The organism is Bacillus sp. FSL M8-0077 (assembly GCF_038050255.1).
Taxonomy (GTDB): Bacteria; Bacillota; Bacilli; order Bacillales; family Bacillaceae; genus Bacillus; species Bacillus altitudinis.
On sequence record NZ_JBBPAF010000001.1, the window covers coordinates 819,382 to 833,743 of the forward strand.

The following is a 14,362-nucleotide window of genomic DNA, read 5'->3' on the forward strand; positions in this document are numbered from 1 at the left end:
AAAGCGTATACAACATAAGGGGTGAACAAAATGTTAGCGATCTTAGGATTTCTTATGATGGTTGTATTTATGGTTTTGATTATGACGAAACGTATGTCTGTTTTAACGGCATTGGTATTAACACCGATTGCATTTGCTCTTATTGCAGGTTTTCATTTTACAGAAATTTCAGACATGATTGTGAAAGGTGTACAGCAAGTTGCACCAACGGCGGTCATGATCATGTTTGCCATTTTGTACTTCGGGATTATGATTGATGCAGGTTTATTTGATCCGATGGTGGCAAAAATTTTAAACATCGTCAAAGGCGATCCATTAAAAATTGTTGTCGGAACAGCTGTCCTGACGATGCTTGTCGCACTTGACGGTGATGGAACCACAACGTACATGATTACAACAACAGCCATGCTTCCGTTATTTACACTGCTTGGCATTCGTCCGATTATTTTAGCGGGTATTGCCGGAGTCGGCATGGGGATTATGAATACGATACCATGGGGAGGGGCAACACCTAGAGCGGCAAGTGCACTTGGCGTTGATCCATCACTTTTATTTGGCCCGATGATTCCAGTCATTGGTGCAGGGGTTCTTAGTATGATCGTTGTCTCCTACTTTCTTGGAAAATCCGAAAGAAAACGTCTTGGTGTCATTGAGCTAGATCAGCCCATTCATGCAAATGAAATGGCAGCAGCACTGCAAGATGATATAAAACGACCGAAACTTTGGTGGTTTAACCTGACACTGACTTTGCTCTTGGTTCTCTTGCTTGTGTCAGGAAAAGTAAGCTTAACGGTTCTGTTTGTTCTTGCCTTCTGTGTCGCCATTATCGTGAACTATCCGAATCTAGAACAGCAGCGTGAGCGGATTGCGGCTCATTCAACAAACGTTTTGGCGATTGCTTCGATGATTTTTGCGGCAGGTGTTTTTACAGGCATCTTAACTGGGACGAAAATGGTTGATGAAATGGCAATTTCGATTGTTTCGGCTATTCCAGAGCAGCTTGGCGGGTTTATTCCAGTCATTGTGGCGTTAACAAGCGGGATCTTCACTTTCTTTATGCCGAATGATGCATACTTTTATGGGGTACTGCCAATCCTATCAGAAACAGCGGCAGCATACGGTGTCGATAAAATTGAGATTGCGAGAGCATCTATCATTGGTCAGCCGATTCATATGTTAAGCCCACTTGTTCCATCAACTCATTTACTCGTTGGACTCGTTGGGGTATCACTAGATCAGCATCAGAAATTTGGCATGAAATGGGCGGTTCTTGCAGTCGTCGCCATGACAGTGATGGCGGTTCTAATTGGGGCCATTTCGATCTGGTAATGAGAAGAGTGTCTGCTGCTCATGCAGGCGCTCTTTTTTAGGTCCTATTGCAGGGCAACATCCATTCATTTGCCCTATATAAAAATAGACTTGATTCCTCCAAAAGATATATTTTTGAAAAATACTGACACTTTTGCTGTTTTTTTCTTTATAATGCAAATCAACGAAGGGAGAGGATAGCATGTCCAAACAGAAAAGTACCATTCTTTTTGCTGCTGTATGCCTCATGGCAGGAAGTTTGTCGATGGTGACCCCAGCTTCAGCGAATGCAGAGGCCCCTTATTATGGAAAAAGCTATGAGCAGCCAGCCTCGGTTCAAAAACTGTATCCTGAGCCTGACGAAACGTTTGATACTCCTGCTTTTCAGAAAAAAGGAGAAGCATTTACCACACAGGAAGAGCTTCAAGATTTTTTACGTGACATTGTCAGTAAAAGTCCTTACGCCACGCAAAAACAGATTGGAACATCCATTGAAGGCAGGTCCATTCCAGCCCTCTATTTTACAAAGGATCGTCACATCTCTCCACTGTCAAAAAAGCCAACGATCTGGCTTCAAGCACAAATACACGGAAATGAACCAGCCTCCGGTGAATCTGCCCTTGTCATCGCCAAACGACTAGCAGGTGATGAAGGAGAGCGTATACTGAGCCATGTCAACGTCATCATTGTTCCAAGAATCAATCCAGATGGTTCTTATGCATTTGACCGCAGGCTTGCAAACGGAATGGATGGCAACCGTGACCACATGACACTAGAATCTCCAGAGCTGACAGCCCTTCATCAAGAATTTAATCGCTTTGCGCCCGAGGTCGTCATCGATGCCCATGAATATGATGTCGGTCAAAAACAGTTTGAAGATATCGGTGCATCAGGTGCTCTCAAATATCACGATTTGCTGATATTATCCGGTAAGAATTTGAACATTCCTGAAAGTATTCGTTTCACGTCAAATGAATTGTACGTCAACGGAGTGCGTGAAACATTGACGAATAAGGGATTTTCCAACGATTTATATTATACAAACACAAGAGGGAAGGACGGAAAGATCGATCTTTATGAAGGTGGAACTGATGCACGAATTGGCCGAAATGCCCTGGCACTTTCACCAGCTATTTCATTTCTTGTAGAAAGCAGGGGGATTGGAATTGGCAGAGAGGACTTTACCCGGCGCGTGGCAGCACAAGTCACCACTCATGAAAAAATCATTGAGACAACGGTGAAGCATGCCAAGCAGGTGAAGCAGCAAATGGTGACGGAGCGGCTGAAACTTGTGAAAAAAGGTCTTCAACCAAATGATGATGATCAAGTAGTCATTCAAGATGCTTTCAAGGCGCCTGTGAACGATTCACTTGAAATGGTGGATATTGAGAAAGGACAAACCACCAATGTCCCGGTACGTTTTCATAGTGCAAGTGATGCGGTTCCTGTATTGACAAGAGAACGGCCGACAGCTTATCTCATTCTCCCAGGGCATGAAGGGGTAGATAGAAAGCTCAGAACTTTAGGATTAAAAAGTGTGACACTGCCTGTTGGCATGAAAGTGCCAGTACAAGCCTATCAGGTGACAAAACGAGTGGAAACAAGCAAAACAGATATTCAGCTTGAAACGAGACTCGTTGAAAAGAAACGTCAGCTGCCAAAAGGAACAAAGGTATATGTGACGGCACAGCCAGAGACCAATTTGTTGTCACTTGCCCTTGAACCAGAATCAAAAGACAGCTATATGTCGTCAGGTTTTATTGCATCGAAAGTAGGCGATGAACTACCAGTTTACCGATTCTTGTTATCTCAAAAGACGTTAGGTATGAAATAAAAAGGGCTAAAATGAAGTAACTTTTTAGCCCTTTGTCAACCATCTAGAAGCGGCACAGTGCGTGCCGCTTTTTCTATTTTCGTCCAGCTCTGATCTCATCGGTCATGCCTTCATACGGTGCTTCTGCGATAATCGTTTCATCGTTTACCCCAGCATGGTGAATGTACGTAATGTCTGCGAATTCTGGTACGACATACTTCGGATATGTTTCATATTTTTCACGGGATTCTTTCATGAGGTCGATATAGTCATTTTGATAGCAAACGGTGATATCTGGACGTTCATGCACCCATTTTGGGAAGAAAATGACGCCATGCATGCGTTTCTCTTCAGGCATAAAGTTCAAAGACACGTCTGTCCCAGTCGGTTCCGTCCAGGAAACTTTGTATACCCCTTTTGTCAGTTTCACAATATTCACTTCTTGATCACGAACCCAGCGGCCTCCAACCATTCCGCTATGAATGCGGTAATCAATGGTGTGATCATTTTTAATGTAAATCTCATATTCCCAGCCATTTTCATACGTATAAATCATATGAAGTCCAACGAATTGATCCATGTTTATTCCTTCTTTCAATTAAAATGATGTTATTGTAAACATGTCATGATTTACATGTTTATTTTAGGGTGTATGGTATACTATTGTCAAAGAATATGCGTTGGAGGCATGTCATGAGAGTACTGAAATATGCCATTCTTGGCTTACTAGATCAGCGTGAGCTGACGGGATACGATATGAAGAAACACTTTGAAGATTCCCTTGGACAGTTTTGGAGTGCGAAGCATAGTCAAATTTACCCTGAATTAAAGCGGCTAACAGAAGAGGGTTTTATTGAATTTGATATTCACATACAAGGAAAGAAGCTAGAGAAGAAGGTCTATCAAATCACTGATGCAGGAAAAAGAGAACTGCATGAATGGTTAAGGAAAAAAGGCCCGATTCCAGACACAACAAAAGATGAATTTATGCTAAAAACGTTCTTTATCTCATCTATGGATCAAAAAGAAGCGGCCGGTCTGTTCGCACATCAGCTGCTAGAGCGAACAAAGAAAGTAGAGATGCTTGAACAGAAACTGAACGTTTTAACAGAAGAAGATCCATCTGCCCAATCACTGCATTCAACACAATTCGGGCATTATTTAGTGCTGACAAGAGCAATTGAAAGGGAAAAAGGGTATGTTCGCTGGCTCCAAAAGACCCTTGAAGTCATTGAATCATCCATTGTCTAAGGACAATCGTCGCACGATATGATAAAAAATGGTTTGAAACAAGTGAATTTATCAATAGAAACCGATACAATGGATATATTCGTATTAAAGTGAGGCGAGTATGTTTGAGTAACCAAGAAGCGTTGTGGAATGAAGCAGAAGCTTTTATTTCTTTATGCTATGAAGAATTAGGCAAGTCAAATGAAGAAAAAGCAGCACGTCTGCATGAAATAAAAAAAGAAATTGAGTCTGACGGCATGTATACTCATACGCAGGAAGAATTAGCTCACGGGGCAAAAATGGCATGGCGCAACAGCAACCGGTGCATTGGGCGCTTGTTTTGGTCAACACTGCATGTGCATGACTGCCGGCACGTGACAACAGAAGATGAGGTGAAGGAGGCACTCTTTCATCATATTGAGTATGCGACAAATGGGGGTAAAATCAAACCGTCCATTACCATCTTCCCACCAGAGAATAAGGGACGGAAGGAAGTCGTTATTTATAATCATCAGCTCGTTCGTTATGCGGGATATGAGTCGGAATATGGCATCATTGGGGACGAGGCATCACTTGAATTAACCAAGTTGTGTGAAGCGCATGGCTGGAAAGGCGAAGGCACGCATTTTGACCTTCTGCCACTGATGTTTCAGCTAAAAGATCAGCCGCCGGTTCTGTATGATCTTCCGAAAGAGATTGTTCAAGAGGTAGAGATCACTCATCCTGAATATGATGGATTCGGTGATTTAGGACTGAAATGGTATGCTGTTCCGATTATTGCTGATATGAAATTAGAAATTGGTGGCATTCATTACAATGCGGCACCGTTTAATGGATGGTATATGGGAACAGAAATTGGCGCACGTAATCTAGCTGACGAAAACCGCTACAATATGTTGAAAAAAGTCGCTTCTATTTTAGGGCTCGATACAACAAAAAATTCGTCACTTTGGAAAGACAAAGCCATTGTCGAATTGAATGTCGCGGTTCTGCACTCTTATCGCGAGGCAGGGGTAACCATTGTGGATCACCATACAGCAGCCCATCAATTCAAGCAGTTTGAAAAACAGGAAGAAAAGGCTGACCGTAAGCTGACTGGTGATTGGACATGGCTGATTCCGCCAGTATCACCAGCTGCTACGCATATCTTCCATCGTCACTATGACAATACGATCGTGAAACCGAATTATTTTTATCAGGAAAAACCCTACCACGGGACGGAAAGAGCCTAGCGAAAAGCTAGGTTTTTTTGTATGAAATGAGTCTTTTGAATGTTGTTTGATTTGGAAAATGATGGTTTAATGGCGGTGAAATCAAAAAGGGGGAATAGAGATGAAAAAAATGACGTTGCTCATATTTTTGGCTGTATTCAGTTTCAACGGATTTCTACCACTAGGTGATGAAAGAGCTAAAGCAACTACTGGAGCAATGGTTCAGAATGACATCGATTTAAAGGTGACAACCGATCGTTCAACTTATACTTCGCTTCATCCTCAGGTTAACGTCAACATGACAGCAACAACAAATGATACACTTTATTATACAGCTGCTGTTCGAAAACTTACTTTTCCAGTGACACCAGTCTTTACACACGAAGGGTCTATCTCTGGACAAAACACTTTCGCAGCACCTACTCATTTATTACTTCCTAACAGTGGATCAGCCAATTATGATGTTCATGTGAGTCTCTACAAAGATGCTTCACGTACAACCTTGATTGGTTATTATGTTGCAAACCCATTTACTGTTGTGAAATAAAGGACACACATCAACTATCCTCTAATCCGAAAGTCTTGATAATGGGCGAACGTGGTGAGCGGCTCCATGTCCAAATGTGTGACTTTTGAAAAAGGACTGCCTTTACGGACGATCTCTAAAAAGTCAAAAACCTCCTGCTGCTCTCCTTCTACTTTTAACTCCACGTGACCCTCATCTGTGTTGCGTACCCATCCTTTCATCCCTCGATTGATGGCTTCTCCTTGAACAAAATAACGAAAGCCGACTCCTTGCACTCGCCCTTTTACAATAGCGTGATAATGAACCAATGTCAACTCTCCTTTTTTCTCATCGTACCATAACCTGTCTCGTTCCTTCACGTACCGACTATGATTTGACTGTCAAACCATGTAAAATAAAAGGCAATCAGACAATCAAAGGAGATGGGCGAGAGTGGGGCAGACAAGGTACGACATCGAAGGAATTCAAGTAGGACAACCTATCACCACCTATGTGAATGGTAAAGAAATCAAAACAGCCATCAACAAAAAGCGTATTCACGAGCCTGTTTATTTGAGCAAGCTTCATTTTAATGGAGACGGCCAAGGTGATTTGGTTCATCACGGAGGTGATGATAAAGCCGTTTGTGTCTTTCCATATGATCACTATCCTTACTTTGAGCAATTTTTAGGGGTGTCGTTACAGGACGCAGCCTTCGGTGAAAACGTGACCGTGCATCAGCTTGTAGAGACAGAAGTCCGTATTGGAGATGTATTTCAGTTTGGGGAAGCGCTTGTTGAGGTCAGCCAGCCAAGACAGCCATGTGTGAAGCTCTCTCTTAAGCATGGAAACATGAAGCTTGTGAAGGAAGTGCAGCAAACGGGATATACCGGTTTTTATTTACGTGTGCTGAAAGAAGGAATGGTCTCTCCTGATGAAGCTCTTATGTTAGTCAAAAAAGCGCCCCATTCCATCACAGTCCACGAAGTCAATGAAGTTAAATACCGTCAAGTAGATCAAAACAGGCTGAAAGCGGTTCTTGAAGTAGATGCCTTAGCAGATGTGGTCAGGAAGTCTTTAGAAAAACGTGTTCAGCCCATATAAAAAAGCCGTACATCTGCTATGGATGTACGGCTTTTCAACATTTAAGAGCTCGTTTTCTTTTGCTCAAGAAGATTTGCAAGGAAATAAGTTTTAAAGCTTTGAAGCTTTCTTCCTTCATGCTTGGTCACACCAAGCTTCTTTAATTCTTCGACATACCAGCCTTTGCTACCATAATGCATGATAGAAAACTCCTTTCAATGGAAACTGCCTGCATTGTAACATCTCAAAAAAGGACGTGAAAAGTGTGCAGGTGTTTAAAAATGAAAACTGATTCTATCTGCCTATGATCCATGTATATGCTGGAAATGAACATTTATGAATTTGGCGGGTTGAGGGTAACGATGATCATGCCGACTGTCATAATCATGATGACAATACCGAGGTAGGTCATCATAGATTGTTTTTTCTTAATACCTACAACCGTTAAAATAATACTTTCAATAAAGAAGATAACACCGATGATGATGAACCACATATCAAATAAGACCCCTTTCGCATATCTTTGCCTATTTTACCACAGGCATTTTTGTTTAGTCGTGACAGATTCGTGAAAGGGTTTGTCTACACGCTGAAATCCCCTCCAGTGAAGGAGGGGACCCGCTTGCTTACAGCTTTGTTAAAATAATCGGTTCGTCTTTTGTGATCACAATCGTATGTTCAATCTGTGCGACCAGGCTCTTATCAGGTGTTTTAAATGTCCAGCCGTCATCTGCTTGATAAATCGATTCAGCATTTGTTGAAATGAAAGGTTCAAAGGCGATCACTGTCCCATTCTTAAACAAAGCATTATCGAATGGATCATAATAGTTCAAAATATGGTTAGGTGCTTCATGCAGGCTTTTCCCAATGCCGTGTCCTGTCAAGTTTTTAATGACAGTAAATCCTTGTTCTTTCGCTGTATTGTAGACAGCACGGCCAATTTGATTTTGTCTTTTACCGGCTTTCGCGTGCTTTAATCCTTCAAGGAATGCATCCTCTGCACACTGGCATAATGCTTCAAGACGAGCATCTCCTGTACCTAAAACGAATGAAATCCCAGTATCGGAATAATATCCATCAAGCTCTGCTGAGATGTCAATATTAATGAGGTCGCCCTCTTGTAAAATGGTTTTTTCACTTGGAATGCCATGCGCGACTTCATCATTTACACTGATGCAAGTCGTACCGGGGAAATCATATTCTTTTTCAGGAGCTGAATTTGCTCCATGCTCTTCTAATATTTTTTTCCCAATCAAATCTAATTCTTTTGTAGACATGCCTGGCTTCGCTTGGCTTTTCATTTCTTCTCTTGCCAAAGCGACAATTCGGCCGACTTTTTTTAAGGCTTCTAACTGATGATCATGTTTGACAATCACTGTTCATTCCCGCTTTCTATAACTTCATTCTATTCAATAGCTTACCACATTTTACGTCAAAAGAGTAAAGGCTGAGATTTGGGTGAGATGTGGACAAATTGGTATAGATAACTAGATGTGCATATGATATATTTTTTATGAACATCATGAGAGATTTGTTCATGGTGATGACGAAGGGGGGAGAAATAAGATGGTGTTTCAGTTTTTTCAAAAGTTAGGAAAATCATTTATGCTTCCAATCGCTGTGCTTCCTGCAGCGGGTATCATTTTGGCTATTGGGCGGGAAGATGTATTCAACATCCCGTTTATTCATGCGGCAGGAAATGCAATTTTTGCGAATTTGGCTTTAATTTTTGCTATGGGTGTAGCGATTGGTATTTCAAAGGATGGTAACGGAGCAGCGGCGTTATCTGGAGCGATCTCTTATTTTATTTTGTCAGCTGGTACCACATCGATCAATTCGACCAACAATATGGGGGTATTGGGTGGTATTTTGTGCGGACTTTTGGCAGGTTACGTTTACAATAAATTTAAGGACACGAAACTGCCTGAATACTTAGGTTTCTTTAGTGGAAGACGGCTTGTGCCTATTATGACAGCACTTTTTACCATTCTATTAGCAGCCGTTTTTGGATATGTATGGCCTCCAATTCAAAGTGTGATCAATGATTTGGGGGAGTGGATTTTAAGTCTTGGAGCAACGGGTGCCGGGCTGTTTGGCTTCTTTAACCGCTTGCTCATTCCATTAGGACTTCACCATGTGCTGAATAATCTATTTTGGTTTCAATTCGGTGAATTCAGTGGAGCGACAGGTGATTTAGCGCGGTTCTTCAAAGGCGATCCAAGTGCAGGTGTCTTTATGACTGGTTTCTTCCCAGTGATGATGTTTGGGCTGCCGGCGGCATGTCTCGCGATGATTGTGACAGCTAAGCCTGAAAAACGAAAAGCAACAGCCGGTCTTATGATTGGAATGGCACTGACGTCATTTATTACAGGGATCACAGAACCAATTGAATTCTCATTTATGTTTTTATCTCCACTTTTATATGGTGTTCATGCGATATTAACTGGTCTTTCGCTCTTTATTGTCAACACCTTAGGCATTCATAGCGGTTTCGCTTTTTCAGCAGGTGCGATTGATTACGTTTTAAGTTTTGGAATTGCGCAAAAACCCATTCTGTTACTTGTGGTTGGGGTCATCTATGGTGTGATTTACTTTGTTGTTTTCTATTTCCTGATTAAATTGTTAAAGCTAAAAACACCGGGCAGAGAAGATGATGACATCGAAGATATCTCAAGGAATGATACACAGACTGCTGGAGCAAGTATGCTCGTAGAGGGACTAGGCGGCAAAGACAATATCACCACAATTGACCATTGTGCGACCCGTCTACGTTTAACAGTAGAAGATACAAATTTATTAAATGAAGGTACATTGAAAAAAGCAGGCGCCAAAGGGGTACTGACGTCAGGAAAAACTTCCGTACAAATCATCATTGGAACAAATGTCGAATTTGTCGCCAATGATCTTCGCAAGGAAGTCGATCGAGACTAACAAAAGCGTTCAGCCAGATTAAATGGGCTGAACGTTTTTTTGTTTTCGCTGTTCGATCACCAGTACAATGCTGATGACAACAAGTAAAAACCATGAACTGATTTTACCAAGATGGACGAGAGACCAAGCATGCAGCTGATTTGGGTATTGCCATGCTCCTAAAAAGGTCGTGACATTTTCGGCAACCCAAATAAAAAAGCCAATCAGCAGAAACGAGATAACAAGCGGCATACGAAAGGTCGATGAACCGACCTGAAAGGAAACGACTGTTTTTTGAAACACAATCACTAAGAGTAATGTCAGCCACCAGCGTAGATCATAGATCCAGTGATGAGTAAAGAAATTGAGGTAAATACATAAACTGATCCCAATCGAAAGATACGGCTGAGGCCATGCTTTCACCTTCACATGAAGCCGAGTCAGCGCTTGATAAATATAGCTTGCCACGCTTGCATACATAAAGCCGCTATAGAGCGGGACCCCAAAAATTTTCGTATAAGCTTCTTCAGGATAGGACCATGAACCCATATGTACTTTGTAGATTTCTAAGCCTATTCCAATCACATGAAAGAGACAAATGACCTTCAACTCTGTCAGCGTCTCAAGCCGCAGCGTCAGCATGAGAAGCTGTGCCATGAGGCAAAGCAGAAGAATAACATCATATCGATGAAAAAAAGGAATAGACACGACCTTTGATAGGGCAAGCGCCGTAAAGATCATGACAGGAAATAGACAAGAAATGGCCTGTAAATAAGCAAAATGAAATAATGTTTTCATACAAAATGTAACCCCTTTTCACTGTCTGAAATAACTTAGACGGCGATAGCAAGGGAAAAGTTTACCTCAACTAGATATTCATGAACAATTTGTGAATATATATGTGAAAAGGATCACAAATGATTTTTTACATAGTATAATAAGATCATAAAGAAAATGTGAAATATTTCACATAATTTAAAAGGAGGCATCATCATGTTTACAAAATTCTTACAAACGAATGTATGGGCAGCCGTTATTCTCTTGGCAGCAAGACTTTATATCGGATGGACTTGGCTGACATCTGGTATTGGAAAACTAACAGGCGGATTCGATGCATCAGGATATTTGCAATTTGCCATAGCTGAACCTGTTGTGAAAGATGGACATCTTGTTTATCCGTTCTATGTCTGGTTTTTAGAAAATGTCGCGTTGCCAAATGCCGGACTCTTCAGTGTCATGGTCATGTGGGGAGAAATCTTAGTTGGTCTAGGACTAATTGTCGGATTGTTTACAACAACGGCAGCCTTTTTTGGAAGCGTGATGAATGTCTCTTTCTTACTAGCTGGAACCGTCTCTGTTAACCCGCTTCTTCTTCTGATCGCCGTCTTCATTATGGCAGCGAAAGGAAATGCCGGAAAACTTGGCCTTGATTATGTAGCAGGTCCAGTCCTTAAGCGAAAACTGAAAAGAAAGCCGCATTTAGAAGTGGCATCTTAATAAAAGAAAGCATCCTGAGCGAAAACTCAGGATGCTTTTTATTTAGGAACCGGCTTTGATGAGGTTAATATGCACCACAGTCAGCTCGTGCTGATTGATATCTGGATCATGTCCGACGATAAATTCGAGCTCGTAATCACCGGTCTGATAAACGTATTTCTTCTCTTTTGTTTGCGGGATGGTGGTTATTGAATCTGCTGGTCCAAGCTGTTTCTTTAATAGGGAAGGAGTCATTCCTCCGATATTCGTTTCTTTTTCTACATTTGTTCCAAAATAACGGATTTCGTTCATCTTGCCTTTTTTGTCATAGTGAAAAGCAAATCCAGGGTTCCCCATCTCAGCATGATACAAATCAAAGCCGTTTTGCCCGGTTGCTGGATAAGGCTGTCCTAATTTATGCCGCACGTCTTTTTTTGTTTGAACACCTATTTTGAGTCCTTCTGCATAGTATGGCATTTGTCCTTTATGTGCCAGCTGATAAATGCTGTTTAGTGCTGCTTTCGGACCTTGAGGAATGGATTGTTCTGTCTGCGTTTGGGTCAGGGCGTGTGCTGAAATCGCCGGGCTGAAAGCAAATAAGGTGGAAGAAGTGAGTGAAGCGGTCACGAGAAAAGCTGCTGTTTTTTTCATGATCAATAAATCCCTCCTTCCTCACCTATACCCGGTGTCATAAGGATCAAACGTCAAAATCCCCAGCTGATCTTGGATCGGCTGGGGATTTAAATGAGAAAGTTATTTGGAAGACGAGCTGGATTCATCTTTGGCGGAAGAAGAATCTTTTTCATCCTGTACTTTCTTTGTGTAGTCATATTCATTGCGCTCTATCGGTGTAAAGCCTTTAGGTTTGTAGAAACGGAGTAAATCTTCCGTGACAATCTTATCAGATGTCTCAAGCATCTTTTTCACCGTTTCGTTTTCTTGTGATGCCTTTTCAGTCGGCTCGATTTTTTCACCTGTTTTGTTGCTGTAATAGTTGTTGCCTACTTTCGTGTAGTCCTTAGACACGAAGTCTCCATTTATAAATGGCACAAGCTCTTTAAAGTTCTTCGATAAGATATCAGAACCAGACATTAAATAGTTCTTCGTATCATCTCCGAGCAGGTGGAGAAGGGTAGGCGCAACATCGACTTCACCAGAGTATTTATGAATCTGTCCGCCTTTTACGCCTGGCACATGGATAAAGAGCGGCACACGCATAAGCTGGGCATTTTCATAGTCTCCAATTTTTTCGCCAGTCACTTTTTCCATCGCTTCATTATGGTTTTCTGAAATGCCGTAGTGGTCACCGTACATAATGACGACAGTATTGTCATAGAGACCGGATTTCTTCAAGTCATTAAAGAACTGTTCAATGGCTTCATCTAAATAATGAGCAGATTGGAAGTAGTTATCAACGACGGAGTCTCCGAAGTCGCCAGGTTCAAAATCAGTATCACCTTCATCCATACCAAATGGGAAGTGGTTTGACAGTGTAATGAATTTCGAATAAAACGGCTGTTTCAGATTTTCAAGCATTGGCATAGATTCTTTGAAGAACGGTTTGTCTTTCAATCCATAGTTCTTCGTATCTTGTTCATTCATATCGTAGTACTCAGAATCGTAAAATCTGTCATATCCAAAGGACTTAAACATTTCATTCCGGTTCCAGAACGTTTTCGTATTCCCGTGGAATTCAGCGGACGTGTATTGGTCCTTTTTCAAAATGCCAGGAAGCGCCTGATATGTGTTTTGAGCTTTGTTAATAAACACAGAGCCTTGTGATAATGGGAAAAGCCCCGTATCCATCATAAATTCCGCATCAGATGTCTTTCCTTGTCCTGTTTGATGGAAGAAGTTATCAAAATAAAACGTTTTGTTGTCATGGGCTAATGAATTGAGGAAAGGAGTGACCTCTTTTCCATTCACCTTGTAATCAATGACAAAGTTTTGCAGTGATTCAAGAGAAATCGTAATGACGTTCATGCCTTTCGCTTTCCCGTAATAAGCCGGGTTTGGATCAGCGCTGTTCGCCTTTAGATAATTCTCTACATCTGTTACGTCACTTGAATTTGCCAGGGCACGCTGGCTGTTTGATTTCACATTTTGAATGGCATCAAACACCGTAAAATTATAAGCACCCAAGTATTTGACTAAATAATTGCGGTCGAACGATCTTGATAAAAGCTCTGGGCGATCAATTTCTGCTGCGATTAAGTTGACAACAAAGATCAGAACAGAGGACACAAGAACGAGTCTAAACGATTTTGTTTTTTGAACAGGTACAGTCGCTGTACTTGTTTGCTGCTGTCTTTTCATGCGGACTGCGAGTACGATCAAGATGATGGTATCGAGAAAGTAAAACATATCAGTCCAACGCATGAGTGAAAATGCACTATCACCTAATTGTCCGCCATTCGTTCCTGCCTGCATCACTGTAGGCAGCGTGATAAAGTCATTGAAGAATCGATAGTACACGATGTTTGCGTAAAGTAAAAAAGACATGAAAAAGTGAATCACAATGATAGCGGCAGGCTGCCATTTTTTCTTGAACAATAAAGCAAAGCCAAGAAAGAACAAGCTGGAGCTAATAGGATTCACAAAAAGCAAAATATGCTGAAGCACATTTGATATACCAAGTTTAAATTCGATTAAATAAGCTGTATACGTCTTGAGCCATAACAAGATGGCTGCAATCACAAAGAAGCCGAGGCCCCTTTTTTGAATAAATGTTTTCATTTAAACACTCCTTTTCTCCGATAAACGGAAGAGGCGGAACGAAAGAAAACGAACCATTAGAATATACCATGAAATGCGCAAATAGAAAAG

General features: G+C 41.4%; 16 protein-coding genes. 8 read left to right on the forward strand and 8 right to left on the reverse strand.

The genetic code is table 11. From position 1 onward, the window contains the following. Positions 1 to 30 precede the first annotated feature (30 nt). Both NST57_RS04045 and NST57_RS04050 read left to right on the forward strand, forming a co-directional pair. Positions 31 to 1,329 (forward strand): citrate:proton symporter, encoded by a 1,299-nt coding sequence (locus NST57_RS04045; protein WP_142154370.1) that lies wholly within the window; start codon positions 31 to 33, stop codon positions 1,327 to 1,329. Between the two features lie 181 nt (positions 1,330 to 1,510). Continuing rightward, the gene (locus NST57_RS04050) at positions 1,511 to 3,142 is read left to right on the forward strand and encodes a M14 family metallopeptidase (protein WP_341298105.1); all 1,632 of its coding nucleotides are present in this window, start codon (positions 1,511 to 1,513) and stop codon (positions 3,140 to 3,142) included. A gap of 73 nt (positions 3,143 to 3,215) precedes the next feature. Here the strand turns inward: NST57_RS04050 and NST57_RS04055 are convergent, their stop codons facing one another. Continuing rightward, positions 3,216 to 3,701: a phenolic acid decarboxylase gene (locus tag NST57_RS04055; protein ID WP_008341777.1), complete on the reverse strand. Its 486-nt coding sequence runs from the start codon at positions 3,699 to 3,701 to the stop codon at positions 3,216 to 3,218. Positions 3,702 to 3,814: 113 nt separating this feature from the next. Here NST57_RS04055 and NST57_RS04060 point away from each other — a divergent pair, with 113 nt between their 5' ends. The 3 genes from NST57_RS04060 (at position 3,815) to NST57_RS04070 (ending at position 6,109) form a co-directional block, all read left to right on the forward strand. Then, entirely contained in the window at positions 3,815 to 4,372 is a 558-nt protein-coding gene (locus NST57_RS04060; RefSeq protein WP_142154374.1) for a helix-turn-helix transcriptional regulator, read from the forward strand. A gap of 104 nt (positions 4,373 to 4,476) precedes the next feature. Next, entirely contained in the window at positions 4,477 to 5,583 is a 1,107-nt protein-coding gene (locus NST57_RS04065; protein ID WP_048002057.1) for a nitric oxide synthase oxygenase, read from the forward strand. A 100-nt stretch (positions 5,584 to 5,683) separates the two neighbouring features. Then, positions 5,684 to 6,109 carry a hypothetical protein gene (locus tag NST57_RS04070; protein ID WP_142154378.1) on the forward strand — a complete coding sequence of 142 codons (426 nt, stop codon included), beginning with the start codon at positions 5,684 to 5,686 and terminating at the stop codon, positions 6,107 to 6,109. Between the two features lie 14 nt (positions 6,110 to 6,123). On the opposite strand, the gene NST57_RS04075 is transcribed toward NST57_RS04070, so the two are convergent. Then, a complete protein-coding gene (locus NST57_RS04075) occupies positions 6,124 to 6,396 on the reverse strand; it encodes an acylphosphatase (protein WP_341298106.1) in 273 nt (90 codons plus the stop codon). A gap of 124 nt (positions 6,397 to 6,520) precedes the next feature. Here NST57_RS04075 and NST57_RS04080 point away from each other — a divergent pair, with 124 nt between their 5' ends. Next, the gene (locus tag NST57_RS04080; RefSeq protein ID WP_341298107.1) at positions 6,521 to 7,171 is read left to right on the forward strand and encodes an MOSC domain-containing protein; all 651 of its coding nucleotides are present in this window, start codon (positions 6,521 to 6,523) and stop codon (positions 7,169 to 7,171) included. 41 nt (positions 7,172 to 7,212) lie between these two features. On the opposite strand, the gene NST57_RS04085 is transcribed toward NST57_RS04080, so the two are convergent. From NST57_RS04085 to map, 3 genes are all read right to left on the reverse strand, one after another. Beyond that, positions 7,213 to 7,350 carry a YflJ family protein gene (locus NST57_RS04085; RefSeq protein ID WP_008341771.1) on the reverse strand — a complete coding sequence of 46 codons (138 nt, stop codon included), beginning with the start codon at positions 7,348 to 7,350 and terminating at the stop codon, positions 7,213 to 7,215. A 134-nt stretch (positions 7,351 to 7,484) separates the two neighbouring features. Continuing rightward, on the reverse strand, positions 7,485 to 7,646 hold the full coding sequence (locus tag NST57_RS04090; RefSeq protein WP_008341770.1) for a hypothetical protein: 162 nt from the start codon (positions 7,644 to 7,646) through the stop codon (positions 7,485 to 7,487). Positions 7,647 to 7,776: 130 nt separating this feature from the next. Next, positions 7,777 to 8,526 carry a type I methionyl aminopeptidase gene (map, locus tag NST57_RS04095; RefSeq protein ID WP_341298108.1) on the reverse strand — a complete coding sequence of 250 codons (750 nt, stop codon included), beginning with the start codon at positions 8,524 to 8,526 and terminating at the stop codon, positions 7,777 to 7,779. A gap of 190 nt (positions 8,527 to 8,716) precedes the next feature. Between map and nagE the strand changes: the two genes are divergently transcribed. Beyond that, positions 8,717 to 10,081, forward strand: a complete 1,365-nt coding sequence (gene nagE / locus NST57_RS04100) for an N-acetylglucosamine-specific PTS transporter subunit IIBC (protein WP_142154384.1) — start codon at positions 8,717 to 8,719, stop codon at positions 10,079 to 10,081. 18 nt (positions 10,082 to 10,099) lie between these two features. Here nagE and NST57_RS04105 read toward each other — a convergent pair whose 3' ends face one another. Beyond that, positions 10,100 to 10,858 (reverse strand): DUF817 domain-containing protein, encoded by a 759-nt coding sequence (locus NST57_RS04105; RefSeq protein ID WP_341298109.1) that lies wholly within the window; start codon positions 10,856 to 10,858, stop codon positions 10,100 to 10,102. A gap of 195 nt (positions 10,859 to 11,053) precedes the next feature. Here NST57_RS04105 and NST57_RS04110 point away from each other — a divergent pair, with 195 nt between their 5' ends. After that, entirely contained in the window at positions 11,054 to 11,557 is a 504-nt protein-coding gene (locus NST57_RS04110; RefSeq protein WP_048002060.1) for a DoxX family protein, read from the forward strand. 42 nt (positions 11,558 to 11,599) lie between these two features. On the opposite strand, the gene NST57_RS04115 is transcribed toward NST57_RS04110, so the two are convergent. Together NST57_RS04115 and NST57_RS04120 are read right to left on the reverse strand one after the other, a co-directional pair. Next, positions 11,600 to 12,187, reverse strand: a complete 588-nt coding sequence (locus NST57_RS04115) for a DUF4309 domain-containing protein (protein ID WP_142154387.1) — start codon at positions 12,185 to 12,187, stop codon at positions 11,600 to 11,602. A 102-nt stretch (positions 12,188 to 12,289) separates the two neighbouring features. After that, positions 12,290 to 14,272, reverse strand: coding sequence for an LTA synthase family protein (locus tag NST57_RS04120; protein ID WP_341298110.1), 1,983 nt, complete (start codon positions 14,270 to 14,272; stop codon positions 12,290 to 12,292). Positions 14,273 to 14,362 lie beyond the last annotated feature (90 nt).

Bases quoted from the DNA above. Each gene is read 5' to 3' on its own strand.
- NST57_RS04085 (WP_008341771.1), bottom strand. From the start codon at position 7,350: ATGCATTATGGTAGCAAAGGCTGGTATGTCGAAGAATTAAAGAAGCTT.
- NST57_RS04060 (WP_142154374.1), top strand. From the start codon at position 3,815: ATGAGAGTACTGAAATATGCCATTCTTGGCTTACTAGATCAGCGTGAG.
- nagE (WP_142154384.1), top strand. From the start codon at position 8,717: ATGGTGTTTCAGTTTTTTCAAAAGTTAGGAAAATCATTTATGCTTCCA.
- NST57_RS04050 (WP_341298105.1), top strand. From the start codon at position 1,511: ATGTCCAAACAGAAAAGTACCATTCTTTTTGCTGCTGTATGCCTCATG.
- NST57_RS04115 (WP_142154387.1), bottom strand. From the start codon at position 12,187: ATGAAAAAAACAGCAGCTTTTCTCGTGACCGCTTCACTCACTTCTTCC.
- NST57_RS04105 (WP_341298109.1), bottom strand. From the start codon at position 10,858: ATGAAAACATTATTTCATTTTGCTTATTTACAGGCCATTTCTTGTCTA.
- NST57_RS04120 (WP_341298110.1), bottom strand. From the start codon at position 14,272: ATGAAAACATTTATTCAAAAAAGGGGCCTCGGCTTCTTTGTGATTGCA.
- NST57_RS04090 (WP_008341770.1), bottom strand. From the start codon at position 7,646: ATGTGGTTCATCATCATCGGTGTTATCTTCTTTATTGAAAGTATTATT.
- NST57_RS04045 (WP_142154370.1), top strand. From the start codon at position 31: ATGTTAGCGATCTTAGGATTTCTTATGATGGTTGTATTTATGGTTTTG.
- NST57_RS04110 (WP_048002060.1), top strand. From the start codon at position 11,054: ATGTTTACAAAATTCTTACAAACGAATGTATGGGCAGCCGTTATTCTC.
- NST57_RS04070 (WP_142154378.1), top strand. From the start codon at position 5,684: ATGAAAAAAATGACGTTGCTCATATTTTTGGCTGTATTCAGTTTCAAC.
- NST57_RS04055 (WP_008341777.1), bottom strand. From the start codon at position 3,701: ATGGATCAATTCGTTGGACTTCATATGATTTATACGTATGAAAATGGC.